Source organism: Acidimicrobiia bacterium (genome assembly GCA_040881685.1).
Classification (GTDB): domain Bacteria; phylum Actinomycetota; class Acidimicrobiia; order IMCC26256; family PALSA-555; genus SHVJ01.
Genome location: JBBECS010000036.1, coordinates 278,103 through 301,845 on the forward strand (window position 1 = coordinate 278,103; position 23,743 = coordinate 301,845).

The 23,743-nt window shown below is 69.0% G+C and carries 24 protein-coding genes; 22 read left to right on the plus strand and 2 right to left on the minus strand.

The genetic code is table 11. The annotated features are described in order from the left end of the window. The first annotated feature begins 22 nt into the window (after positions 1-22). From coaBC to WEE69_09745, 14 genes are all read left to right on the plus strand, one after another. Positions 23-1,258 (plus strand): bifunctional phosphopantothenoylcysteine decarboxylase/phosphopantothenate--cysteine ligase CoaBC, encoded by a 1,236-nt coding sequence (gene coaBC / locus WEE69_09680; protein MEX1145564.1) that lies wholly within the window; start codon positions 23-25, stop codon positions 1,256-1,258. After that, entirely contained in the window at positions 1,255-2,451 is a 1,197-nt protein-coding gene (gene metK, locus WEE69_09685) for a methionine adenosyltransferase (GenBank protein MEX1145565.1), read from the plus strand. The genes coaBC and metK overlap by 4 nt, the downstream gene beginning before the upstream one ends. A 13-nt stretch (positions 2,452-2,464) precedes the next feature. Continuing rightward, entirely contained in the window at positions 2,465-4,258 is a 1,794-nt protein-coding gene (locus WEE69_09690) for a hypothetical protein (GenBank protein MEX1145566.1), read from the plus strand. A gap of 38 nt (positions 4,259-4,296) precedes the next feature. Next, positions 4,297-4,830 carry a peptide deformylase gene (def, locus tag WEE69_09695; GenBank protein MEX1145567.1) on the plus strand — a complete coding sequence of 178 codons (534 nt, stop codon included), beginning with the start codon at positions 4,297-4,299 and terminating at the stop codon, positions 4,828-4,830. Between the two features lie 22 nt (positions 4,831-4,852). Next, positions 4,853-5,755, plus strand: coding sequence for a methionyl-tRNA formyltransferase (gene fmt / locus WEE69_09700; GenBank protein ID MEX1145568.1), 903 nt, complete (start codon positions 4,853-4,855; stop codon positions 5,753-5,755). Then, on the plus strand, positions 5,752-7,038 hold the full coding sequence (locus WEE69_09705; protein MEX1145569.1) for a transcription antitermination factor NusB: 1,287 nt from the start codon (positions 5,752-5,754) through the stop codon (positions 7,036-7,038). Before fmt ends, WEE69_09705 begins: the two co-directional genes overlap by 4 nt. Before the next feature lie 97 nt (positions 7,039-7,135). Then, positions 7,136-7,801 carry a ribulose-phosphate 3-epimerase gene (rpe, locus tag WEE69_09710; GenBank protein ID MEX1145570.1) on the plus strand — a complete coding sequence of 222 codons (666 nt, stop codon included), beginning with the start codon at positions 7,136-7,138 and terminating at the stop codon, positions 7,799-7,801. After that, positions 7,783-8,295, plus strand: coding sequence for a MogA/MoaB family molybdenum cofactor biosynthesis protein (locus WEE69_09715; GenBank protein MEX1145571.1), 513 nt, complete (start codon positions 7,783-7,785; stop codon positions 8,293-8,295). The genes rpe and WEE69_09715 overlap by 19 nt, the downstream gene beginning before the upstream one ends. Before the next feature lie 486 nt (positions 8,296-8,781). Then, positions 8,782-9,891, plus strand: coding sequence for a bifunctional diaminohydroxyphosphoribosylaminopyrimidine deaminase/5-amino-6-(5-phosphoribosylamino)uracil reductase RibD (gene ribD, locus WEE69_09720; protein MEX1145572.1), 1,110 nt, complete (start codon positions 8,782-8,784; stop codon positions 9,889-9,891). After that, positions 9,891-10,499 carry a riboflavin synthase gene (locus tag WEE69_09725; protein MEX1145573.1) on the plus strand — a complete coding sequence of 203 codons (609 nt, stop codon included), beginning with the start codon at positions 9,891-9,893 and terminating at the stop codon, positions 10,497-10,499. The genes ribD and WEE69_09725 overlap by 1 nt, the downstream gene beginning before the upstream one ends. 10 nt (positions 10,500-10,509) lie before the next feature. Then, positions 10,510-11,730, plus strand: coding sequence for a bifunctional 3,4-dihydroxy-2-butanone-4-phosphate synthase/GTP cyclohydrolase II (locus WEE69_09730; GenBank protein MEX1145574.1), 1,221 nt, complete (start codon positions 10,510-10,512; stop codon positions 11,728-11,730). A 75-nt stretch (positions 11,731-11,805) separates the two neighbouring features. Further along, complete coding sequence (gene ribH, locus WEE69_09735) at positions 11,806-12,249, plus strand: 6,7-dimethyl-8-ribityllumazine synthase (protein ID MEX1145575.1); 444 nt, start codon at positions 11,806-11,808, stop codon at positions 12,247-12,249. Continuing rightward, positions 12,249-13,124 (plus strand): ATP phosphoribosyltransferase, encoded by an 876-nt coding sequence (gene hisG / locus WEE69_09740; protein ID MEX1145576.1) that lies wholly within the window; start codon positions 12,249-12,251, stop codon positions 13,122-13,124. The genes ribH and hisG overlap by 1 nt, the downstream gene beginning before the upstream one ends. 5 nt (positions 13,125-13,129) lie before the next feature. Further along, positions 13,130-13,333: a cold shock domain-containing protein gene (locus tag WEE69_09745; GenBank protein MEX1145577.1), complete on the plus strand. Its 204-nt coding sequence runs from the start codon at positions 13,130-13,132 to the stop codon at positions 13,331-13,333. Here WEE69_09745 and WEE69_09750 read toward each other — a convergent pair. Next, the gene (locus WEE69_09750) at positions 13,330-15,129 is read right to left on the minus strand and encodes a glycoside hydrolase family 15 protein (protein ID MEX1145578.1); all 1,800 of its coding nucleotides are present in this window, start codon (positions 15,127-15,129) and stop codon (positions 13,330-13,332) included. The two genes, WEE69_09745 and WEE69_09750, sit on opposite strands and share 4 nt — an antisense overlap. A gap of 3 nt (positions 15,130-15,132) precedes the next feature. Beyond that, positions 15,133-15,534, minus strand: coding sequence for a hypothetical protein (locus tag WEE69_09755; protein ID MEX1145579.1), 402 nt, complete (start codon positions 15,532-15,534; stop codon positions 15,133-15,135). A 254-nt stretch (positions 15,535-15,788) separates the two neighbouring features. Here WEE69_09755 and infC point away from each other — a divergent pair, with 254 nt between their 5' ends. From infC to argJ, 8 genes are all read left to right on the plus strand, one after another. Further along, positions 15,789-16,418: a translation initiation factor IF-3 gene (gene infC, locus WEE69_09760; protein ID MEX1145580.1), complete on the plus strand. Its 630-nt coding sequence runs from the start codon at positions 15,789-15,791 to the stop codon at positions 16,416-16,418. Further along, positions 16,418-16,615, plus strand: coding sequence for a 50S ribosomal protein L35 (gene rpmI, locus WEE69_09765; GenBank protein MEX1145581.1), 198 nt, complete (start codon positions 16,418-16,420; stop codon positions 16,613-16,615). Before infC ends, rpmI begins: the two co-directional genes overlap by 1 nt. A 34-nt stretch (positions 16,616-16,649) precedes the next feature. Then, positions 16,650-17,012: a 50S ribosomal protein L20 gene (rplT, locus tag WEE69_09770; GenBank protein MEX1145582.1), complete on the plus strand. Its 363-nt coding sequence runs from the start codon at positions 16,650-16,652 to the stop codon at positions 17,010-17,012. Next, positions 17,009-17,815 carry an RNA methyltransferase gene (locus tag WEE69_09775; protein MEX1145583.1) on the plus strand — a complete coding sequence of 269 codons (807 nt, stop codon included), beginning with the start codon at positions 17,009-17,011 and terminating at the stop codon, positions 17,813-17,815. Before rplT ends, WEE69_09775 begins: the two co-directional genes overlap by 4 nt. Then, the gene (pheS, locus tag WEE69_09780) at positions 17,812-18,861 is read left to right on the plus strand and encodes a phenylalanine--tRNA ligase subunit alpha (protein MEX1145584.1); all 1,050 of its coding nucleotides are present in this window, start codon (positions 17,812-17,814) and stop codon (positions 18,859-18,861) included. The genes WEE69_09775 and pheS overlap by 4 nt, the downstream gene beginning before the upstream one ends. A 98-nt stretch (positions 18,862-18,959) precedes the next feature. Continuing rightward, a complete protein-coding gene (pheT, locus tag WEE69_09785; GenBank protein ID MEX1145585.1) occupies positions 18,960-21,344 on the plus strand; it encodes a phenylalanine--tRNA ligase subunit beta in 2,385 nt (794 codons plus the stop codon). A gap of 50 nt (positions 21,345-21,394) precedes the next feature. Continuing rightward, positions 21,395-22,432 carry an N-acetyl-gamma-glutamyl-phosphate reductase gene (argC, locus tag WEE69_09790; protein ID MEX1145586.1) on the plus strand — a complete coding sequence of 346 codons (1,038 nt, stop codon included), beginning with the start codon at positions 21,395-21,397 and terminating at the stop codon, positions 22,430-22,432. Beyond that, positions 22,429-23,625: a bifunctional glutamate N-acetyltransferase/amino-acid acetyltransferase ArgJ gene (gene argJ, locus WEE69_09795; protein ID MEX1145587.1), complete on the plus strand. Its 1,197-nt coding sequence runs from the start codon at positions 22,429-22,431 to the stop codon at positions 23,623-23,625. Before argC ends, argJ begins: the two co-directional genes overlap by 4 nt. Positions 23,626-23,743: the final 118 nt, after the last annotated feature.

The window sequence follows — 23,743 nt, forward strand, 5'->3', positions numbered from 1 at the left end:
CTCTTCACCCGGCGAGCGGCCCATGAACCCCGACCGATCAGATCTCACGCCACTGCGCGGTCGCCGGGTGGTGCTCGGTGTCGCGGGTGGCATCGCCGCGTACAAGGCCGTGGAGGTCTGCCGGCTGCTCGTCGATGCCGGCGCGCACGTCAGCCCTGTCCTCACCGCCGATGCGCAACGGTTCATTGGAGCGCTGACATTCTCGGCACTTGCATCCGAGCCTGCCCGCACATCGCTGTTCGGTGACGATAACGACCCCATCCCGCACACGCGCCTAGGGCAGAGCGCGCACCTCGTGGTGGTCGCGCCCGCCACCGCCAAGCTCCTCGGCAAGTACACGGCAGGGATCTCCGACGACCTCCTCACGGCGACACTGCTCGCCACGCGCGCTCCGGTGCTCCTCGCGCCGGCCATGCACACCGAGATGTGGGAGCACCCCGCGGTCATCGACAACGTTGCCGCGCTGGTGCGTCGCGGCGTCAACTTCGTCGGACCCGACGACGGACACCTGGCCGGCGGCGACGCAGGTCCGGGCCGGCTCGCGTCACCCGAGGACATCGTGGCGGCCGCCGCGGCCGTCCTCGCGAGTAGGCGCGATCTCGCCGGTGTCCGGATCGTGGTCACCGCCGGCGGCACGCGCGAGCCGCTCGACCCGGTTCGGTTCATCGGCAACCGCTCCTCCGGGAAGATGGGGCACGCGCTCGCCGACGCGGCGGCGCGTCGCGGCGCTGCCGTCACCCTCGTCACAACGAGCGCGCTCGAGGCCGAGTCGTCCGTGGAGCTGGTACACGTTGCAACTGCGGAGGAGATGCACGACGCTGTCCTCTCGCGCTTCGCCGAGAGCGACGTCGTCGTCATGGCCGCCGCGGTCGCCGACTTCCGACCCAAGGTGATCGCCGACCAGAAGCTGAAGAAGCACGACGGACCGCCGGAAGTCGTACTGGAGCCGACGCCCGACATCCTTACCGCGCTCGGCGAGCGCAAAGAGCGCCAGGTGCTCGTGGGCTTCGCGGCCGAGACCGAGCGCGTTCGCGAGCACGCCTCCGCCAAGCTCTCGGCGAAGCGGGTGGATCTCATGGTCGCCAACGACGTGGCCGCCCCTGGCTGTGGGTTCGAGGTCGACACCAATCAGGCCGTTCTGCTGGACTCGAGCGGCCGCGCCGAGGAGCTCCCGCTCCAGAGCAAGGCCGACCTCGCGGATGCCGTGCTCGACCGGGTCTGCGGCGTGTTGGAGCACCGAGGAGAGGAAACCTCTTGAGCACGCACTTCACGTTCACGTCGGAGTCGGTCACCGAGGGCCACCCCGACAAGATGTGCGACCAGATCAGCGACGCCATCCTCGATGCCATCCTCGACGAGGACCCCGAGAGTCGGGTCGCGTGCGAGTCGATGGCCACGACCGGCATCGTCATGGTGGCGGGGGAGATCAGCACGAACGCACACGTTGATTACCCGCGGGTCGTGCGCGACACCGTGTGCGAGATCGGGTACAACCACGCGTCGTTCGGCTTCGACGGCAAGACCTGCAGCGTCATCACCTCGATCGACAAGCAGTCACCGGACATCGCCATGGGCGTCGACAAGGCCCGTGAGCTCAAGGACGGGACCGGCGACCACTACGACGAGATCGGTGCCGGCGACCAGGGGATGATGTTCGGGTACGCGTGTGACGAGACCGACGACCTGATGCCGATGCCGATCTGGCTCGCACACCGGCTCGCGCAGCGCCTTGCCGCGGTCCGCAAGGACGAGACGCTCGACTACTTGCGCCCGGATGGCAAGACGCAGGTCACCATCGAGTACGAGGACGGCCGGCCGAAGCGCCTCTCCAACGTCCTGATCTCAACGCAGACCGGTCCCGGCATCGACGTGGACGGGCAGCTGCGGCCGGATCTCATCGAGCACGTCATCCGCCCGCTGATCCCCTCCCAGTTCGCCGATGACGACTACGAAGTGCTCTGCAACCCGACCGGCAGCTTCGAGCTCGGTGGGCCTCACGCCGACTGCGGCCTCACCGGACGCAAGATCATCGTCGACACCTACGGCGGGATGGCCCGTCACGGTGGTGGTGCGTTCAGCGGGAAGGACCCGACCAAGGTCGACCGGTCCGGTGCGTACGCAGTGCGGCACGCCGCGAAGAACATCGTGGCTGCCGGGATCGCGCAACGCTGCGAGGTGCAGGTCGCCTACGCGATCGGCATCGCCAAGCCGGTGTCGGTGATGGTCGAGACGTTCGGCACGTCCACCATCGACCCCGCGAAGCTCCCGGCGCTGGTGCACGAGCACTTCGACCTTCGACCCGCGGCGATCATCGAGCGACTCCACCTGCGGCGACCGATCTTCCGGCGGACTGCGGCGTACGGGCACTTCGGCCGCCCCGAGCCGACCTTTACGTGGGAGAGCGTCGACCAAGCCGAGGCGTTCCGCAAGGCCGCCGAGGCCGTCGCCTAGCAGTCCGTCACCCGTGGCACGCGTCTGTCGCGTGCTCCCAGACGTACCGGCGGTCGACCGCGCCTTCGACTACCTGGTTCCCGACGAGATGCGCGACCGCGTGCACGTCGGAACGGTCGTACGAGTGCCGTTGCACGGGCGCCGCGTCCGCGGGTGGGTGCTCGAGCTCGATGTCGAGCCCGCGACCGCGCTCGAGCGCGTGCTGTCTATCAATGTGGTCGTCTCCGCCGGACCGCCAGCCGAGATCGTCGAGCTGAGCACATGGGCTGCGTGGCGCTGGGCCGGGCCGCGGGTCGCGTTCCTCCGCACTGCTTCGCCTCCCAACGTGGTGAGCGACACCGCGACGCCCGAGCCCGACGCCGCGGTGTTTCCCCCACGCCCGGCACCGATCGACGTGCGCGATGGAAACCGTCGCGTCGTGCGGTGGCCACCCGCCAGCTCTCGCGTGGAGATGGTGCGCTCGCTCGTCGCGACGGAAGGCTCGACGATCGTGATCGCGCCCGACGCGAGGGAGGCGCACGTCCTGGACCAGGCACTCGCAGCGGAGGGACGTCACGTCGTGGTGTTGCAGGGCGACCAGCCCGCCGCAGAGCGCACTGCGATGTGGGACCAAGCGCGCCGCGGGGCGTGCGTCGTGCTCGGCGGACGAGTTGCCGCATTGGCCCCGGTTCCCGATCTCACCGCTGCGGTGGTGCTGGACGACCTCGACGAGGCACTTGAAGAAGAGCGTGCCCCTTCATGGCACGCGTTCGATCTCTTGGCCGAGCGCGCAAGTCGTGTCGGTGCGTGCTTCGACGTGCTGAGCCCGGCGCCGGGCGCGGGGGCTGTTGCTGCGGCGTCTTCGATCGCCGCGCCGGCTCGCAACGTAGAGCGCGACGGATGGTCGCCGCTCGAGATCGTCGATGTGCGAGACGAGGCACCAGGACATGCGCTGCTCTCGAGTCGATTGGCCGACGCGCTGCATCGAGCACTCGACGGTGGTGGGCGCGCGGTCTGCGTGCTGAACCGCCGGGGTCGTGCCCGCCTGCTGGTGTGCCGACAGTGTGGCGAGCTCGCGCGGTGCCCGCGATGCAAGGCCGCGGTCCAAGAGATGCCCGGTGGTCTCGAGTGCCCGCGGTGTGGCGAACGGAAGTTGGCGATCTGCGAGCACTGCGGTGCCGCCGGGTTGCGCCCTCGTCGGCTGGGGGTCGTGAAGGTCCGAGATCATCTGGCAGCGCTCGTCCCTCGAGCGCGCGTTGTCGCGGTGGAGTCCGGGAGCGCGCCCATGCCGGCGTTCGACGTCGCAATCGGCACCGAGGCGGTTCTCCATCGCGCGCCGCATGAGCCCGCGCGGCCTGTGCGGATGGTGGCGTTCCTCGACTTCGACCAGGAGCTGCTCGCGCCGCGGTACCGAGCCGAGGAGCAGGCGCTGTGGCTCCTCGTGCGAGCGAGCCGGCTCATCGGGGAGCGCAGGTCGAGCGGCGTGGTGCTCGTCCAGACGCGGATGCCTGAGCACCCGGTGGTACGTGCAGCCGCCGACGGTGACCCCGCCCCCGTGCTCGAGGTCGATCTCGCGCGTCGTCGGGCGCTCGGATACCCGCCCTTCGGCGGGCTCGCCGAGGTCAGCGGCCAGCGGGCGGCGGTCGACGCCGCGTGCGCGGAGCTGCAACGGCAGAACCCGCTCACCGTGCTGGGACCAGCGGACGGTCGAGCGCTGGTGCGCGCACATTCGGTCGAGGACCTCTGTGACGCGTTGGACGTTGCTGACCTGTCGGGCGCGCGCACACTTGGTCGTTTGCGCGTGGACGTCGACCCTCGCCGCGTCTGAGACCGAAACGATCAGACCCGACTGGTACCCTCGGTTTTGTGGGCACGTTCGAGATCCGGATGTTCGGCGACCCGGTGCTGCGTCAACGCGCGCCGGAGGTCACCGAGCTGGACGGCGATCTCGCGCGCCTGGTGGACACGATGATGGAGACGATGCACGAAGCGCAGGGCGTCGGGCTCGCAGCACCACAGGTCGGCGTCCAGAAGCGCCTGTACACCTATGACGTGGGCGAGGTCGCCGGCGTGTTGGTGAATCCGGAGATCGTCGAGTCGAGTGGCGAGTGGGTCTACGACGAGGGATGCCTCTCCGTGCCCGGCCTCTCCTTCGAGATCGTGCGTCCGAAAGTGGTGACGGCGCGCGGCATCGATCTCGACGGCAACGAAGTTGTCATCGAGGGCGACGAGCTCATGGGCCGCCTGATCCAGCACGAGATTGACCACCTCGACGGTGTGCTCCTCCTCGATCGGCTCGAAGCCGACGCGCGCAAGGCCGCGCTACGCGAGCTTCGCCAGCGCGCGCTCGACGGAACCATCGCCGCGACGACCGACCGGGACGGCGGCCGCCGTCTCTGAGCAGCGGGCGCCAGAGGGCGCGATGCGCCTCGTGTTCTTCGGCACACCCGAAGAAGGCGCAGTTGTGCTCGAAGCGCTGGTGGGCGCAGGGCTCGACGTCGTATTGGTCGTCACTCGACCGGACAAGCGGCGCGCGCGTCGCGGACAACCCGAGCCGAGCCCCGTGCGGATCGCCGCGGACCGCCTGGGCCTCCAGGTCCGCACACCGGAGAAGGCCGCCGAAGTGGCCGATGAGCTGCGAAACTCAGGCGCCACGCTCGGCGTCGTTGTCGCGTACGGTCAGATCCTTCCGCTCTCGGTCCTGGAGGCGCTGCCGCTCGGGCTGGTGAACTTGCACTTCTCGCTGCTGCCGCGCTGGAGGGGGGCCGCGCCCGTCGAACGCGCCATCCTCGCGGGCGACGCGGAGACCGGGGTCTGCCTCATGCGGCTCGAAGAAGGGCTGGACACGGGTGCGGTGTTCGCGTGTGTCCGCACACCGATCCTGGACGACGAGACCGCAGGCGAGCTTCGCGCGCGCCTCGTCGATCTCGGTGTCGACCTCGTGGTCACAACGCTCCCCGAAACGGTCACGACGGTCCCTGAGCCGCAGCAGGGCGAACCGACCTACGCCGACAAGCTGGACGTCGGTGAATTTCACTTGGATCCAAGCCGACCGGCTGACGAGCTCCACCGCATCGTGCGCGCCGGGAACCCGCGTCCGGGCGCATGGATGCACGTCGGCGGGCGCAGGTTGAAGGTGCTTCGGGCGACCTGCGAGCCAGGCACCGGTGACGCCCCCGGCACGATTGACGAGGAGGCGCGGCTCGCGACGGTGGACGGCGTGCTCGTGCTCGAAGAGATGCAGCCGGAAGGCGGTCGTGTGATGTCGGGCTCCGAGTGGCGCCGGGGCCTCTCGCGGCCGGATGTGAGCGTCGACGAACCGTGAGCATTGCCAGCGCACGCGACGTCGCGTGTCAGGCGCTCGTGCGCATCGAGGACGGCGCGTATTCACACGTCGTGTTGCCGACGATCCTGCGAGCGTCGGGCCTGGAGGCCCGCGACCGCGCTTTTGTCACCGACATCGTGTACGGGACCGTTCGGGGCCAGCGTCGACTTGATCACATGCTGACGCCCCACGGACGACGTCCGCTCGGATCACTGGACGCCGAGGTCCGAGCCGCGTTGCGGATCGGAGCGCACCAGCTCGCGAACGGCGTCCCGCCGCATGCCGCGGTAGCCGCAACCGTGGATGCTGCGCCGCCACGTGCGCGCGGCTATGTCAACGCAGTGTTGCGCTCGCTCTCACGGGCCGGACCGCCCTGGCCGGATCCGACGAGCGAAGCCGTCGCGTTGTCGTACCCCGATTGGGTGCTGCAGCGGCTCGCCGAAGATCTGGGAGATGCTGATGCGCGGGCCGCGCTCCTCGCGTGCAACGAGCCGCCCGCGGTAGCGCTGCGCCCGCAGATGCTCCTCACCACCAGCGACGCCCTCGAGGCGGAGCTCCGCGCCGGCGGCGCGCAGGTCGAACGGGGCCGACTCGTCGACGATGCGCTCGTCGTGCGCGGCGCGGGCGATCTCGCCGCGCACCCCGCACTCGCCGAGGGACGTGCGACGCCTCAGGATCAGGCGAGCCAAGCGGTCATCCGCTACGCAGATCCGACGCCCGGCGCCCGGGTCCTCGACGTCGCGTCAGCACCGGGTGGCAAGGCCACCGCGACGGCGGAGCGAGTGGGCCCCGACGGGCTCGTGGTTGCGCTCGACCTCGACGCGGGGCGGCTGCGCCTCGTGCGCGAGGCCGCGACACGCCTTCGACTCTCCAATGTCTCGACCGCCCGGGCCGATGCGCGGCGGCTCCCGACCCGCCTCGGCGCGTTCGATCTCGTGGTCGTCGACGCCCCGTGCAGTGGGTTGGGTGCGCTGCGACGCCGCCCCGACCTTCGCTGGCGTGTCGATCCGAGCATGCTCGAACCGCTGGCCGACCTCCAGGTGGCACTCGTCCGCGAAGCAGCCGGTGCAGTGAGGCCGGGCGGAACACTCCTGTATTCGGTGTGCACTCCCACGCAGGTCGAGACGGTGGGGGTCGCGGCGCGCGTGATCGAGCAGCTGCCCGGGTTCACGCCGCTTGCACCACCGCCCGGGTGGCGTCCGCACGGGCCCGGCGGGCTGGTTCTCCCGCAGGACTTCGGCACCGACGGCATGTTCATCCTCGCCCTGCGATGCGGTCGGTAACCAACGTTCCGCTCTTGGCGCTCTGCGCCGAGCCGCTCGGGCTCCGGCTTCCTGCATCGCAGGGTGCCTGCGATGCGGTCGGTAACCTCGGGGACCCATGGTCACGCGCAAGGTTGCACCATCGATCCTGTCGGCCGACTTCTCGCGCCTCTCGGAGGACATCGAGCGCGTCGCATCCGAAGCCGACCTGCTGCACGTCGACGTGATGGACGGGCACTTCGTGCCCAACCTGACGATCGGTCCTCCGGTGGTGGCCTCGCTCCGAGCTCGCACTGAGCTCTTCCTCGACTGCCATCTGATGGTGGACAACCCCGGCGTGCTCCTCGCTGACTTCGCCGCGGCCGGCGCGAACCGGTGCATCGTGCACATCGAGCTCGGTGATCCGCGCCCGTTGTTCGCAGAGCTCCGCGAGCTCGAGCTCGGAGTCGGTCTCACGTTGAACCCCGACACCCCGGTCGACACGGTGCTCCCGTTCCTCGCCGAGATCGATCTGCTCCTCGTGATGAGCGTGAACCCAGGCTGGGGCGGACAGTCGTTCATCCCCGAGGTCCTCGACAAGGTGAGAGCGGCACGACGCGTCATCGACGAGCGCGCGCTGCCGGTGGAGATCGAGATCGACGGCGGCATCCAGGAGCAGACCGCGCGCCTGGCGGCAGATGCCGGCGTCGACATCCTCGTCGCTGGCAGCGCCATCTTCCATGCCGACGATCCACTCGACGCGGCGCGGCGCATTCGCGCGGCCGCGTGGCCGTCGGCGGCCTGAGCCGCGTGGCCGGCGCGCTCGCGGCGAAGGTCCTCACGGTCTCCGACGGTGTTGCCGAGGGCTCGCGGGATGATCGATCCGGCGTGGCCCTCGTCGAGCACCTGGTTGCGGCCGGGTTCGGCGTGGAGCAGCACCGGGTGTGCGCCGACGGCGTCGACTCCGTCGCCGAGGCGATTCGAGCGCTCGCGACTGGCTTCTCGGGCCTGATCGTCACGACCGGCGGCACCGGGTTCGGACCGCGTGACCTCACGCCCGAGGGCACGCGTCTCGTGCTCGAGCGAGAAGCGCCGGGGCTGGCGGAGGCCATGCGCATCGCGAGCAACGCGCAAGGCCGCACGTTCGGCCTGTTGTCGAGGGGGGTCTGCGGCACGCTCGGCGAGGCCCTCGTCTGCAACCTGCCTGGGTCTGCCTCTGGTGCGGTGGAGTGCCTCGAAGCGGTCCTGCCCGCCGTGCCACACGCCCTCGAGCTCCTCGCCGGCGCCCGCCCCCACTGAGACGTAGCGGAGCCGTGCTCGGACGAGCGGGACGGCGCCGCGAAGTCGACCACGAGAGGTGATCCGGAGAGAACTAGAACACGTTCCATTTTCCGTCGGAACGCGGTAGGATACGGGCGACAACTCAAGCGATGCCCTCGGGGTTTGGGTGCAAGTCCCGACCCGGCGGTAGCCGCCCGGCCACTGGGTCGAGCGGGAGCCCGCGAGCCCACGGCTGCCAACCGTGCGGTTGACCCGGTAGCGGTGTGAGCCGCGAAGCCGGGGCCGACGGTGAGAGTCCGGATGGGAGAGGGTTCGGCGGCGCGGCTCACACCGCGCGCTGCCGCGCCGTGCCCCGTGGGCGGGAAGGGACCGACCCGTGGCAGAGGTGAGCAGCGAGCCGTGGCCCGAGCGGCCCGGCGCAGGCGGCGGCTTTGCCGACCGCCGGAGCACGGCGCCGGCGCTCGCGACGGCGACCAATGTGGGCGCGAAGCGCCGAGAGCGGACATGACGCTCGATGCCGAGCTGATGGCCCGAGCCACAGCGTTGGGCGAACGCGGCCGTCGCAGTGCGCCTCCCAACCCGTGGGTTGGGTGCGTGCTGGCCAAGGACGGCACCGTGGTGGGCGAGGGGTTCCACGTCCGGCCGGGCGCGGCCCACGCCGAGGTTGCCGCACTGCGCGACGCCGGTGACCGCGCTCGGGGGGCGACTGCGTACACGACACTCGAACCGTGCGCGCACACGCACCGCACCGGTCCGTGCGCCGATGCGTTGATCGACGCCGGCGTCGAGCGGGTCGTCGCTGCGATCGAAGATCCCGACACGCAGGTCGCCGGTCGTGGCTTCGACCGCTTGCGAGGTGCCGGCGTCGACGTTGTCGTCGGGGTCCGAGCGCGCGAAGCGGCTCGCTCACTAGCGCCGTACCTTCACCATCGCCGCACTGGTCGTGCCTACTGCGTCGCGAAGGTGGCCATGACGCTCGACGGACGTATCGCTCCTGGCGATGGCACGCCGACCTGGGTCACCGGCGAAGCAAGCCGTCAGGACGCACACGAGCTGCGCGCCGACTCTCAAGCCGTGGTGATCGGCTCCGGGACCGCGCTCGCAGATCGACCAGCTCTGTCGGTGCGCGGCGTCGCGACATCCCCGATCGTCCCCTTGCGCGTGCTGCTCGACTCGCGGGGGAGAGTCCCGGCCGAAGGGTCGCTCTTCGACGCGACGATCGGCACCACGCTCGTGCTCACGAGCAAACACGCGAGCAGTGAGGCCGTCGACGCATGGCGTGCCGCGGGCGCAAAGGTCGACGTGGTCTCCGTGTCCGCTACGGGGGAGGGCCTCGATCTCGAGAGTGTGCTCGCGCTGTTGGGCACCCAGGACGTCCTGCAGGCGATGTTCGAAGGTGGAGCGAGGGTGCATGGCGCGCTCCAAGCACGCGGGTTGGTTGATCGCTTGGTCGCATACGTCGCGCCGTTCTTGCTCGGGACGAAGGGGCTTCCCGCGTTCGAGTGGGATGGTCCGGGAACGCTCGACGGAGCATCGCCGCTCAGCCTCCACTCGGTCACGCGGATCGAGGACGACGTCAAGCTCGACTACCGCCGTCCGGCTGAGGTCGCGTGATGTTCACCGGAATCGTGGAAGAGCTCGGGAGTGTCCGTGCGGCAACGCCGAACGAGGGTGGTGCGCGGCTGGAGATCTCATGCAAGGCCGTGCTATCCGACGCGCAGCTCGGAAGCTCGATCGCGGTCAACGGGTGCTGTCTGACGGTGGTGGCGATGGGCGATGACTGGTGGACGGCCGACGCGCAGCGAGAGTCGCTCGACCGAACCACGCTGGGCGGCCTCGAGGCAGGTGATCCCGTGAACCTCGAACGCCCGGTTCGCCTGTCTGGCCGCCTCGGTGGGCACCTCGTCCAAGGCCATGTCGACGCAGTCGGGACCGTGTCGGCGATCGACCCGGAGGACGACGGCTCCACGCGCTTGACCGTCACCGCCGGGGAAACGCTGCTGCGATACGTCGTCGAAAAGGGCTCGATCACGGTCGACGGCGTGAGTCTCACGGTCGCGAGCCTCGACGACAGCTCGTTCTCGGTCGCCCTGATCCCGCACACGCTGGCGGTGACGACGCTCGGGACGCGTCGGGCGGGCGACGGAGTGAACCTCGAAGTCGATGTGTTGGCCAAGTATGTGGAGCGCTTGCTCACGGGCCCGGTGCGGTCCGATTCCTAGAAGGAGCACGATGCCGTTCACGAAGATCGAGAACGCGATCGCTGCGGTCGGGCGAGGCGAGCTGGTGATCGTCGTCGACGATGCCGATCGCGAGAACGAGGGCGACCTGATCCTCGCGGCGGAGCGGATCACGTCTGAGGCCATGGCGTTCATGATCCGGCACACGAGTGGTGTGATCTGCATGCCGCTCGAGGGTGACCGGCTCGACGAGCTCCAGCTGCCGCTGATGGTCGCGAACAACACGGAGGTGCAGCGGACCGCGTTCACCGTCTCGGTGGACTCCCGCATCGGCACGACAACGGGCATCTCGGCCCCCGATCGCGCCGCGACGGTGAAGGCATTGCTCGACCCGGCCACGCGACCCGATGATCTTGCGCGCCCTGGTCACATCTTCCCGTTGCGCTACCGCGAGGGCGGCGTGCTCAAGCGCGCCGGTCACACCGAGGCCGCGGTCGACCTCGCCCGACTCGCTGGTTGCTATCCAGCCGGTGTGCTCGCAGAGGTGACGAACGACGACGGCACGATGGCCCGTCTGCCCGAGCTCGAGCGCTTCGCCGAGGAGCACGGCATCCAGCTCATCTCGATCGCCGATCTCATCCGGTATCGCCGCCACCGCGAGAAGCTCGTGCGTCGCGTCTCCGAAGCCCGCATCCCCACACGACATGGCGACTTCACCGGCTACGTGTTCCAGAGCCTCCTCGACGGTGTCGAGCACCTCGCGTTCGTGCGCGGCGAAGTGGCGGGGCAGGCCAACGTGCTCGTGCGAGTGCACTCCGAGTGCCTGACGGGTGACGTCTTCGGATCGATGCGCTGCGACTGCGGCGTGCAGCTCGACCTCGCGCTCGCGCGCGTTGCTGCCGAGGAGCAAGGGGTTGTCGTGTACCTCCGTGGACACGAAGGACGAGGCATCGGCCTCGGTCACAAGATGCGCGCCTACAGCCTCCAGGACGAAGGTCGCGACACCGTCGAGGCGAACGTCGAGCTCGGGTTTCCCCCCGACTCGCGTGAGTACGGCATTGGCTCGCAGATCCTCGTCGACCTCGGCATCTCGACGATGCGACTCATGACGAACAATCCCGCCAAGTACGGCGGCCTCGACGGCTACGGTCTCGAGATCGTCGAGCGCGTGCCGCTGCACGCCATGCCGAATGACGAGAACATCGCGTATCTCCGCACGAAGCAGGAGAAGCTCGGTCACCTGCTCGACCTCGGGAGCATGGGCGAGATCTGATGCGGCGCCAAACGGGCTAGGAGCGGGAGAGTGGGCGAGTACGAGGCCGGTGAGGCGGCCCTCGACGCGACTGGCATGCGCCTGGCGATCGTGGCCGGACGCTTCAACTCCCACGTGAGCCGTTTCCTCGTTGAGGGAGCGACGACCACGCTCACCCAGCTCGGTCTGCCGCCCGACGCGGTCCCGATCCACTGGGTTCCCGGCGCGTTCGAGATCCCGCTCGTCGCGAAGCGGCTCGCCGCGTCCGGGCGTTTGGATGCCGTGATATGCCTCGGTGCCGTGATCCGAGGAGACACTGCGCACTTCGAGTACGTCGCCGGACCGTGTGCCACGGGCGTCGCTCAGGCCGCGCTCGAGACCGGAGTGCCGGTGATCTTCGGTGTCCTGACGACCAACGATGAGCAGCAGGCACTCGATCGGGCCGGTGGTTGCGCCGGCAACAAGGGGGAACAGGCGGCACGGACCGCGGTCGAGATGGTCGGCTTGCTGCGCGCGATCGACGAGGGTGGGAGCACCTGATGCTGAACCTCGTGTTGCCGAAGGGCTCTCTCGAAGAGGCGACGCTGCGGCTCTTCGAAGACGCCGACCTTCCCGTGGTTCGCGGCTCCGACGTCGACTACCGAGCCTCGATCGAGGACCCGCGCGTGGCTTCGGTCCGCATCCTGCGCCCCCAGGAGATCCCCCGGTACGTCGCTGAGGGCCTGTTCGATCTCGGAATCACCGGGCGCGACTGGATCGAAGAGACCCAAGCCGACGTCGTGTCCCTCACCGAGCTCCACTACTCGAAGGCGACCGCGCGACCCATCCGCGTCGTCCTTGCAGTGGCCGCTGACTCGACCGCCACATCGGTGAAGGATCTTCCGCCGGGGGTGCGCGTGCACACGGAGTACCCCGAGCTCACCCGGCGGTACTTCTCTGATCGCAACATCGAAGCCCAGGTGTTCCTCTCGTACGGTGCCACCGAGGCCAAGATTCCGGACATCGCCGACGCGGTGGTCGAGATCACGGAGACAGGGCGCGCGCTGCGTGCCGCGGGCTTGCGGATCCTCGACACGATGCTGGTGTCCCACACCGAGCTCATCGCGACCCCCGCGGCACACGCTGATGAGGCCAAGCGAAACGCGATGGAACAGCTCCAGACGTTGCTCACCGGCGCGCTCGAGGCACGTGGTCGCGTCCTCATCAAGCTCAACGTCGACGGCGCGCAGCGCGACGCGGTCATCAGGCTGTTGCCGGCATTGAAGTCGCCCACCGTCTCCGAGCTGTTCGGAGAGGACGGGTACGCCGTCGAGACCGTCGTAGCCAAGACCGAGATCAACACGCTGATCCCGGCGCTGAAGCAAGCCGGCGCGACGGACATCATCGAGCTACCGATCTCGAAGATCGTGCACTGACCCAGATGATGCGCGGGAAGGTCGTCGAGCTCGACGAGCACTCGGGCCTGGGCGTCGTGGAGCCCGACGATGGTGGTCGGCTCGGCTTCCATTGCACGCAGATCGCGGACGGAAGCCGCACCATCAAGGTGGGGACGAAGGTTCGCTTCGACGTGATACCCGGCAACGGGGGCGTTTGGGAAGCGGGCGCGCTCGAACCGGTCGGTTAGGCCCGTACGGTGCCGGCCCTGCTCCGAGCCGGGCCGTGCTCACCACCGAGGTTGCACGCGGTGTTGATCAAGGCGACGTGGGTCATCGCCTGCGGGAAGTTGCCGAGCAGGCGCTCGGCGGTCGGGTCGTACTCCTCGGAGAGGAGGCCGACGTCGTTGCAGAGTCCCACCAGGCGTTCGAACAGGGCGTGGGCTTCGTCCATGCGCCCCATCAGCGCGAGGTTGTCGGCGAACCAGAAGGAGCACGGGAGGAACACCCCTTCTCCCGGCGGGAGGCCATCGGCCGTCTCGTCGCTCTTATAGCGCTCGACAAAGCCTTCGCGCATGAGCTCGCGCTCGATGGCGTCCACGGTCCCGACGACCCGGGCGTCATCTGCGGGGAGGAACCCCACCAGCGGGATCATCAGCAAGCTCGCGTCAAGAGTCTTCGAACCGAACGCCTGGACGAAGGAGTTCCGTTCGGCGTCGAAGCCCTGCGCGCACACCTCGGCATGCACTGCGTCACGCAGTGCTCTGCCCTTCTCGAGATCCCAATCGAGCCTCATCCCTTCGGCGGCCTTGACGGCGCGATCGAAGGCGACCCAGGCCATGACCTTCGAGTGCGTGAAATGCTGACGCGGACCGCGAACCTCCCAGATGCCTTCGTCAGGGGCGCGCCACCCGTCTTCGAGGAACTCGAGGATTGCCTGCTGCATCGGCCCGATGTCGGGGTCGGGAGGCACTCCGGCACAGAACGTCGCGTAGAACGCATCGGCGACCTCCCCGTACACATCGAGCTGGAACTGGAGTGTGGCCGCGTTGCCGGTGCGCACCGGTGCCGAGCTCTCGTACCCGGGAAGCCAGGGAAGCTCGAGCTCGGTCAGTCGTCGCTCACCGGCGGGTCCGTACATGATCTGGAACTGGTCTGGTGATCCGGCCACTGCTCGAACGAGCCAGTCGCGCCAGTGACGAGCCTCGTCCACATACCCGATGCTGAGCAGCGCGTACAGCGAGAAGGTGGCGTCCCGGAGCCAGCAGTACCGGTAGTCCCAGTTGCGGACGCCGCCGATCCACTCGGGCAATGACGTGGTTGGCGCGGCGATGATCCCGCCCGTGGGCGCGAACGTGAGCGCCTTGAGCGTGATCGCGGATCGGTTGACCAGATCGGCCCACTCACCCTGATAGGTGGAGCGCGCCGACCAGTCACGCCACCACGCGGTGGTCTCCGCGATGGCTCGCCGGGCGTCGACACCGTGCGGAACATCGTGGTGCGACGGGTACCACGTGAGCACGAACGAAATCGCATCGCCCTCGGCCACGATGAACTCGCCGCGGTGCTTCAGGTCGGCACCCTCGAGCTCCACTGGCGTGTGCAGCACGACGGCGTCGGGGCCGGCGATCGCCCGCACCAGGCCATCGCCGGCGCGGACCCACGGGATGGTCGAGCCGTAGTCAAAACGGACCACCAGCTCCGTCCGCATGGGCACCTTGCCGCGCACACCTTGGACCAACCGGACGACGTCGACGTGATCGTCGTGAATCGGCATGCAGTCGGTGACTCGTACCGTGCCCTCCGGCGTCTCGAACTCGGTCTCCAAGATGAGGGTCCCGTCGCGGTACCGGCGACGGGTGGCGCGTCCGCCCGACGCGGGAGCGATGAGCCAGCGGCCGTGATCACTCGTTCCCAGCAGCGCGGCGAAGCACGCCGGGGAGTCGAAGCGCGGCGCGCAGAGCCAGTCGATCGAGCCGTCGTCGCCGACGAGCGCGGCGGTCTGCGTGTCACCGATCAGCGCGTACTGCTCGATGCGCGAGGGCACGGGCTACTCGGTTCGGTCGCGTACCTGCACGAACGCCAGGCGCAGTTGCGCCAACGCGTCGCGGAGCGGATCGGCGTTCTCGCCGAGGCGGTCGCCCAGGTTCTCGACGATGCCGGCCATCGCGTCGATCGCGAGCCCGGCTTCATCGAGGTTGGGCGGCTCGTCACCATCGGGGGTGAGGTGGAGCACGGCGAGCTGCCAGAGGCCCACCGCGTGGTTGGCGATGATGTCGGTCACCGGCGTTGCGGCCAACTCCGCTCGCACGCGGCGCAGCTCTTCCGCGACGGCCGCATCATCGGGCGCGTCATCGGGGGCTGCCTCAGCGCGCGGCGGCGTCGCAGGTTCGGTTGCCTCGTGCTCGGCCTTCGGGACGTGGTCGCCGGAGGGTGTCCACAGACTGCTCACGCTGGTAGTCTCGCACCGGCGGTCCGACGCGACCGCCCCAACACCCATCCAGCGACATGTGGGAAGCGGGACGCGTGAGCGCCCCCACCCGGCCGGGGTTCGATCCCGTGCCCGGGTCCGATGTTGGCGGCCTCTCCCCGAGGAGTGGTCTGCCGATGGCGGATGCTTCCCGCATCCGCCATCTTTCGCGTCCGGGACGGTCCTGGGCCACGCACGAGTGACGAGGTGATCACATAGCTGCAGACGAGACCCGGATCAACGATCGAATCCGAGCCCGGGAGGTGCTGCTCATCGCCGAGGACGGCGAGCAGCTGGGAGTCAAGTCCCTTCCGGAGGCCCTGACGATCGCTCGAGAACGGGAGCTCGACCTTGTCGAGGTCGCGCCAAACGCGAGCCCACCGGTCTGCCGGATCATGGACTTCAAACGCCATGAGTACGAAGAGCAGCAGCGGCGCAAAGAGTCACGGCGCAAGTCCACGCAGGTGGTCATCAAGGAGATGAAGTTCCGGCCCAAGATCGACATCCACGACTACACGACCAAGATGCGACACGTGGAACGGTTCCTGGCCGAGGGCAACAAGGTGAAGCTGACGATCATGTTCCGCGGTCGCGAGATGGCACACCCCGAGCTCGGCTTGCGCATCCTCGAGCGCATCGCCGAAGAGGTGAGCAAGATCGCGATCGTCGAATCGGCGCCGCGACAAGACGGGCGCAACATGACGATGGTGCTGCACCCGGCCAAGGGTGGCCGGCGACCGAAGCCCCCGAAGGCCGAGGCACCCGAGGCCGGCGCCCCCGAAGCAACCGAAGCCCCCGAAGCAACCGAAGAAGCAGCTCCCGCAGAACCTGTCGCAGCAGCCGCCGAAGAGACCGGAGCAGCCTGATGCCCAAGCAGAAAACGCACCGAGGCGCGGCGAAGCGCTTCCGGATCACGGCGCGAGGAAAGGTGATGCGGCGCAAGGCGTTCCGCTCGCACCTCCTCGAGACGAAGTCGAGCCGTCGCACGCGCCGTCTCGATCGCCCCGCTGAGGTCACCGGGGGCGACAAGAAGCACGTCGAGCGACTCCTCGGGCGCAGGTAGCGCCGGGGCCGAAGCAACAAGAGGAGCGATCGTCATGGCACGCGGCAAGCGTTCCGTCCACAGCAAGAAGCGGCGCCGTGCGGTGCTCGAGAAGGCGGAGGGCTACTCGAGCTCGCGCAGCCGGCACCTGCGCAAGGCCAACGAGCAGGTCATGCACTCGGGCAACTACGCCTTCCGTGACCGCCGCGCCCGAAAGGGCGGTTTCCGTCGGTTGTGGATCGTGCGGATCAACGCCGCGTGTCGGGAGCACGACATCTCGTACTCGCGCTTCGTCGCCGGGTTGAAGGCGGCCGACATCGAGGTCGACCGCAAGATCCTGGCCGACCTCGCTGTACGCGATGTCGACGCGTTCGGCGCGCTGGTGGCCGCCGCGCGGCAGGCGCTCGAAGCCGCTTGACCGACGCGCTCGGGGCTCGTCACACGGAGGTCAAGCGACTCCGTGCCCTGCTGCGTGATTCCAAGACGCGTGATCTCGAAGGCGCCTTCGTGCTCGAGGGTCCTCGCGTCGTGGCCGCGGCGCTCGATCGCGGCGCGTCGCTCGAGGTCGTCTACCTGGGGCCGGGCGCGTCGACCGCCTTCGGTCCGCTCGTCGAGCGACTCGATGCTGCCGGTGTCCGGCGGGCCGACCTCAAAGAGGGCGTACTCGAGAAGGTCGGCCTCACCCGGACTCCCCAGCCGGTCCTGGCCGTCGCGACCGGAGGTCTGGCGTCCCTCGACTCCGTGAAGGGCCAGGGCATCGCGGTCGTGGCCGTCGACGTTGCTGATCCGGGCAACCTGGGAACGATTCTGCGCAGTGCCGAGGCCGCCGGAGCTGATGCGGTCATCGTGTGCGGGACCTCGGTCGATCCGCGCAATCCCAAGGTCGTGCGCTCGTCTGCGGGAGCATGCTTTGGGATGCCCGTGATCCACACCGACGACGCCATCGACGTGCTCGACCGTCTTCGCGGCAGCGGGCGCCGCCTGATCGGCACCGTGGCGCACGGGGGCGAGCCCTACGACTCGGTCGACTTGGTGAGCGCGTCGGCGCTCGTCGTGGGCAACGAGGCCCACGGTCTGGGGGAACAGCTTCGCGGCAAGCTCGACCACCTCGTGTCGATCCCGATGATCGAACCGGCGGAGTCGTTGAACGTGGCGATGGCTGCGACCGTTGTGCTCTTCGACGCGGCGCGCCAGCGACGCCTCGCCCGGGCGCACCCATGAACCTCACCGAAGCGCAGACGGCGCTCGACACCGCGCTCGGCGAGGCACAGGTCGCCGTCCCGGCGGCGGCATCGCTGGAAGCGCTCGAAGAGCTGTCGCGTTCGTATCTCGGCCGTCGGTCACCCGCCGCCCAGGTCAACGAGGCGATCAAGGGCTTGTCGACCGAGGAGCGCCCGGCCGCGGGCCAAGCCGTCGGCGCCTATCGCCTTGCGGTCACCGAGCTCGTGGAGGCCCGCCGCGCGGCGTTGCAGGGCGTCGCGGCCGCTGACGCGGCACAACACGAACGCCTCGACCTCACGCTCGGCGGCCACGGCCGCCGACGCGGTCACTTGCACCTCGTAACCCAGATCCAACGCGAGCTCGAAGACATCTTCGTCGGCCTCGGGTACCGCGTCGCCGAGGGCCCGGAGGTCGAGGACGACTGGCACAACTTCGAGGCGCTCAACATCCCGCCCGCGCACCCGGCGCGCTCGATGCAGGACACGATCTACGTGCAGCTCGGCGCCGAGGAGCAGGTCCTGCTGCGCACACACACGTCGCCGGTACAGATCCGCACGATGGAGACCAATGACCCGCCGATCTACGTCGTGGCACCGGGGCGCACCTATCGCAACGAGACCCTCGACGCCCGGCACTCACCCGTCTTCCACCAGATCGAATGCCTCGCGGTCGACCACGACCTCACGATGGCCGATCTGTTCGGCACGATCGAGACGTTCGTCCGAGAGCTGTTCCATGACGAATCGGTGCGCACACGGTTCCGCTCAGACTTCTTCCCGTACACCGAGCCGTCCGCGGAGCTCGCGGTGAGCTGCGTGTTCTGCCATGGCGAAGGGTGCAGAGTCTGCTCGCACAGCGGCTGGATCGAGCTCGGCGGCTGCGGGATGGTGGACCCGAACGTCTTCGTGGCCGTCGGCTACGACTCGGAAGAGTGGCAGGGATTCGCGTTCGGCTTCGGCCTCGAGCGCCTCGCGATGATCCGCTACGGCATCGACGAGATCCGGACGTTCGTGGAGAACGACGTGCGCTTCCTGGCGCGGTACTGACGTGGTCAGCGCATGAGGCGAATGACCGCGGCGCAGGTACCCTGCGGCGCAATGAGCCGGGGCCCGAGCGGCCCGGCCCACGGGGCCGGGAGCGGGCAGTGAGAGCACCGCTGTCGTGGATCCAGGAGTTCGTCCCGCTCGACGCACCGGTCGACGACGTCGCCGCGGCGCTGAACCAGCTCGGGCTCGAAGTGGAGAGCGTCGAGGAGCCCGGCCGTGAGATCACCGGCGTGGTGGTGGCCGAAGTCCTCCAGGTGGTGTCCCACCCGAGCGCCGACAAGCTGACGCTCGTCGACGTCAACACCGGGAGTGGCGAAACCCGCGTCGTGTGCGGCGCCACGAACGTGGTCGTCGGCATGCACGTGCCGTATGCGCCGGCGGGGGCGACGTTGCCTGGCGGGTTCAAGCTGGAGCGTCGCAAGATCCGCGGCGAGACCTCCGACGGCATGCTGTGCTCGGCGCGAGAGCTCGGCCTCGGCGATGACCACGTGGGCATCCTCGGCCTCGACGCTGCGACCACGCCTGGCACTGACCTCCGAGAGGTGCTCGGTCTCGACGACGTGGTCTTCGACCTGGCGATCACGCCCAACCGACCAGATGCCATGTGCATCGTCGGCGTGGCGCGCGAGCTCTCCGCCCACTTCGGACTGCCGCTGACAGTTCCGGACGCCGACCCTTCTCGCGACTCGTCGTACTCAGGTGGCGTCTCGGTCACGATTGACGCCCCCGAACGTTGCCCGCGGTACGTGGGCTGGGCCGCAACGGTGAGGCCAGGGGCATCGCCAGCATGGATGCAACAGCGCCTCGTCAAGGCGGGGATGCGACCGATCAGCAACGTGGTCGACGTGACCAACTACGTGTTGCTCGAACGGAACCAACCCCTTCACGCGTTCGACCTCGCGCGCTTGCCCGGTCGCGGCGTGATCGTGCGCCTCGCGAAGAAGAAGGAATCGATCACCACGCTCGACGGCGTCGGTCGGGCCCTCACGACCGAGGACCTGTTGATCTGCGATGCGAAGTCGAAGCCGCAAGCGATCGCCGGGATCATGGGCGGCACGACGTCGGAAGTTGACGCGACCACGACCGAGATCCTGCTCGAGGCCGCGTACTTCGAGCGCATGGGCATCGCCCGCAGCTCCAAGCGCCTCAAGCTCCGCTCCGAGGCCAGCGCTCGATTCGAGCGGGGGATCGACCCCGACGCGGTCGCTGAAAGCGCCGCACGGGCGATGGAGCTCCTGGCCGCGGTCGCGGGAGCAACCGTGGCAAGCGACGCGGTCGACGAACACCCGGCACCATCCACCCGACCGCGCATCGCACTGCGGACGCGCAAGGTGAACCGCGTGCTCGGCACACGGCTCACCGACTCCGATGTGCTCAGCGCCCTTGCTCCGCTGGGCATCGACGTCGACGGTGCCGATGAGAAGATCGTCGCGACGCCACCGTCGTTCCGTCCCGACCTCGAGCGCGAGATCGACCTGGTCGAGGAGGTGGCTCGGCGGGTCGGCTTCGCGTCGATCGGGCGCACGGTTCCCAGGCCTCCCGATCAGATCGGGGGGTTGAGCCCCGCCCAGCGCGACCGGCGGGTTGCCGCCGACGCGCTTGTAGGCGCAGGTCTCTCCGAGGCCGTCACGTTGCCGTTGATCGCGCCGGGTGATCAGGAACGAGTCGGTGCACCGATCAACCGCGTGGTGATGGTGGCGAACCCATTGCGGGCCGAGGACTCGGCCTTGCGGACGCGCATCCTCCCCGGACTTCTGCGGTCGGTCGCGATGAACCACGCCCGCGGGAACGCCGACGTCGGACTCTTCGAGATCGGGCGCGTCTTCCTCGCGCCGTCCGACGGGTTGCAGCCGGACGAGCCGGTGCACGTAGCGGGCGTGCTTGCCGGAATGGTGCGGCGCACGCCCGTGGAGCCCGATCGCGCGGTTGACGTATACGACGCGGTGGACACGGTGGAGATCCTCTTGGACGCCTTGGAGATCGCCGACCATCGGCTCGTCCCGATGGCCGCGCCGGGGATGCACCTGACCCGTTCGGCTGCGGTCGAGGTCGAGGGACTCGTGGTCGGCGCAGTGGGAGAGATCGCGGGCGATGTGTGTGACGCCCTCGGGATCAGCGGGCCCGCCGTCGGCTTCGAGCTGGACCTCGACCGCGTGATCGGTGCGCCGCGCCGCGACAGGACCTTCGTGACACCGTCGCCCTACCCGTCGGCGACGATCGATCTTGCGTTCGTCGTTGGGGAAGAGGTGCCGGCGGCCAGCATCGCGGCGACCTTGCGCGCATCAGTTGGCGGCGTGGCCGAGGAGGTCGCGGTCTTCGACGAGTTCCAGTCCGATGCGCTCGGTCCCGGGCGGCGCAGCATCGCGTTCCGCATCCGGTACCGCGCCCCCGATCGAACCCTCGGCGACGCCGAGCTGGACGCGCTCCGCCAGCAAGCCATCGACGCCGTCACCCGAGAGCACGGAGCTGAGCTCCGCGGCTGAGCCGCGAAGGTTGCTGGCGGAGGTATTCACTCTAGTGTATAGTATGCAACATGGCGTATCGAGCTGCGGTGATCGGGGGATCGGGGTATACGGGGGCTGAGCTGCTCCGGCTGCTCGCTGGGCACCCTGAGGTCGAGGCCGTCCACGTCACGGCCGACAGCAATGCCGGGAGCACGGTCGCAGACCTCTTCCCGTCGCTCGCGCCGGCGTACCCGAACCTCGAGTTCGAGCCGTTGGTACCCGCGGCCGTGGAGGGTCTCGACCTCGCGTTCGTGGCGCTCCCGCACGGTGAGTCGCAGCGCGTGATGGCCGAGCTCACGGCGCGTGTACCGCATGTCGTGGATCTCGGCGCTGACTTCCGGCTGCCCGCGGATGTCTACGAGACCTGGTACGGCGAACCGCACGGCGCTCCCGGTCTGCTCAGCGAGTTCAGTTTCGGCTTGCCCGAGCTCTGGCGCGACGCGATGGGGTCGGCACCCCACGTCGCGGCCGCGGGCTGCTATCCGACGGCAGCGGCGCTCGCGCTCGCACCGCTGCTGGCGAGTGACCTCGTGCACGGTCAGGGACTCGTGGTCGATGCCGTGTCGGGAATGTCCGGCCGCGGTCGCGGCCTCTCTGCCGCCAGCTTGTACGCCGAAGCGAACGAGAACGCACAGGCGTACGGCTTGCTCACGCACCGCCACACGGGTGAGATCGAGTTCGCGCTCGGCCCCGTGTCCAACGGTCCGGTCCAGGTCGTGTTCACCCCGCACCTCGTGCCGATGACCCGCGGCATCCTCGCGACCTGTTACGCGCGTAAGACCGCGAGCGGCCTGACCACGGAAGCGCTGCTCGAGACCTACCGCGAGTTCTACGCCGACGAACCGTTCGTCGTGGTGTCGGAGTCGTCGCCCGCGACGAAGGCGACCACAGGATCCAACGCGTGTCACGTAACGGTTCGCGCTGACGAACGCACCAACACGGTGCTGGCGATCGCCGCCATCGACAACCTGGTGAAGGGGGCTTCGGGTCAAGCCATCCAGGGCGCCAATGTCGTGCTCGGGCTCCCGGAGGCCACCGGCCTTTCGGCGGTCGGGATCATGCCGTGAGCGTCACCGCAGCTCGCGGCTTCGACGCGTCGGGCATCGCGTGCGGCATCAAGCCATCCGGCGCGCCCGACTTGGCCGTCGTGGCGACGGCCGATCGCGCGTCGGTCACCGCCGCGGGCGTCTTCACGAGCAATCTCGCGTGCGCCGCGCCCGTCCAGATCAGCCGTCGTCATCTGGGCGACGGCCGCGCCGCGGCGGTGGTGCTCAGCTCGGGCAACGCCAACGCGGCGACGGGGGAGCAGGGGCGCCGGGACGCCCTGCGCATGTGCGAGCTCGCCGCTGCCGGCCTCGGTGTCGCGCCTGATGACGTGCTGGTGTGCTCCACCGGCTTGATCGGCATCCCGATGCCGATGAGCGCGGTCGAGGAGGGCGTCCCGACGGCAGTCGTCGAGCTGACATCCGGGCCCGCGGCCGGGATCGCCGCAGCCGAAGCCATCCTCACGACCGACACGGTGCGCAAGGAGGCAACGGCAAGCGGCCGCGCCGGCGACACCGCGTTCACGGTCGGCGGCATGGCCAAGGGCGCCGCCATGCTGGCACCGAGCATGGCCACGATGCTCTCGGTGCTCACCACCGATGTGGCGGCCGGGGCGACCGCCCTCCATCGAGCACTCCAGGTCGCCGTCGCCGGCACGTTCAACGCCCTCGTCGTCGACGCCTGCACGAGCACGAATGACACCGTGCTGGTGCTCGCCAACGGGAGCGCCGGGAATGCCCCGATCACCGAGAAGAGTCAGGACTTCGGAGGACTCGTCGACGCGCTGACATCGGTGTGCGACCAGCTCGCCCAGGTAATGGCGGGAGACGCAGAAGGGGCCACCAAGCTGGCGCGGATCGTCGTCAACGGCGCGGCGAACGACGAGGACGCTCGTCGCGCGGCGAGGTCCGTCGCGAGCAGTCAGCTCGTGCAGTGCTCGCTCTACGGGTGCGACCCGTACTGGGGCCGGGTGCTGTCCGAGCTCGGAACGAGCAGTGCCCGCTTCGACCCCGAGCAGGTCGAGATCGCCTACAACGGGATCACGGTCTGCCGCGACGGGATCGCAGCCGCGCACGATGAGTCGGCGCTGGCCAGAGCGATGGCCGGGCGCGACATCGAGATCGACTGTGACCTTCATGCGGGCTCAGGGCAGGCAGCGATGCGCTTCACCGACCTCACGCATGAATACATCGACGAGAACACGGGGACGTCATGAGTGTTGGAGTGACGAGCGTCCCGAAGGGCTGTGCCGGGTATCCCGGCGCAGAGCGAGTGGGACCATGAGTGTTGGAGTGACGAGCGTCCCGAAGGGCTGTGCCGGGTATCCCGGCGCA

Bases quoted from the DNA above. Each gene is read 5' to 3' on its own strand.
- coaBC (MEX1145564.1), top strand. From the start codon at position 23: ATGAACCCCGACCGATCAGATCTCACGCCACTGCGCGGTCGCCGGGTG.
- fmt (MEX1145568.1), top strand. From the start codon at position 4,853: ATGCGCCTCGTGTTCTTCGGCACACCCGAAGAAGGCGCAGTTGTGCTC.
- rpe (MEX1145570.1), top strand. From the start codon at position 7,136: ATGGTCACGCGCAAGGTTGCACCATCGATCCTGTCGGCCGACTTCTCG.
- ribD (MEX1145572.1), top strand. From the start codon at position 8,782: ATGACGCTCGATGCCGAGCTGATGGCCCGAGCCACAGCGTTGGGCGAA.
- WEE69_09725 (MEX1145573.1), top strand. From the start codon at position 9,891: ATGTTCACCGGAATCGTGGAAGAGCTCGGGAGTGTCCGTGCGGCAACG.
- WEE69_09730 (MEX1145574.1), top strand. From the start codon at position 10,510: ATGCCGTTCACGAAGATCGAGAACGCGATCGCTGCGGTCGGGCGAGGC.
- ribH (MEX1145575.1), top strand. From the start codon at position 11,806: ATGCGCCTGGCGATCGTGGCCGGACGCTTCAACTCCCACGTGAGCCGT.
- hisG (MEX1145576.1), top strand. From the start codon at position 12,249: ATGCTGAACCTCGTGTTGCCGAAGGGCTCTCTCGAAGAGGCGACGCTG.
- WEE69_09745 (MEX1145577.1), top strand. From the start codon at position 13,130: ATGATGCGCGGGAAGGTCGTCGAGCTCGACGAGCACTCGGGCCTGGGC.
- rpmI (MEX1145581.1), top strand. From the start codon at position 16,418: ATGCCCAAGCAGAAAACGCACCGAGGCGCGGCGAAGCGCTTCCGGATC.
- rplT (MEX1145582.1), top strand. From the start codon at position 16,650: ATGGCACGCGGCAAGCGTTCCGTCCACAGCAAGAAGCGGCGCCGTGCG.
- pheS (MEX1145584.1), top strand. From the start codon at position 17,812: ATGAACCTCACCGAAGCGCAGACGGCGCTCGACACCGCGCTCGGCGAG.
- argC (MEX1145586.1), top strand. From the start codon at position 21,395: ATGGCGTATCGAGCTGCGGTGATCGGGGGATCGGGGTATACGGGGGCT.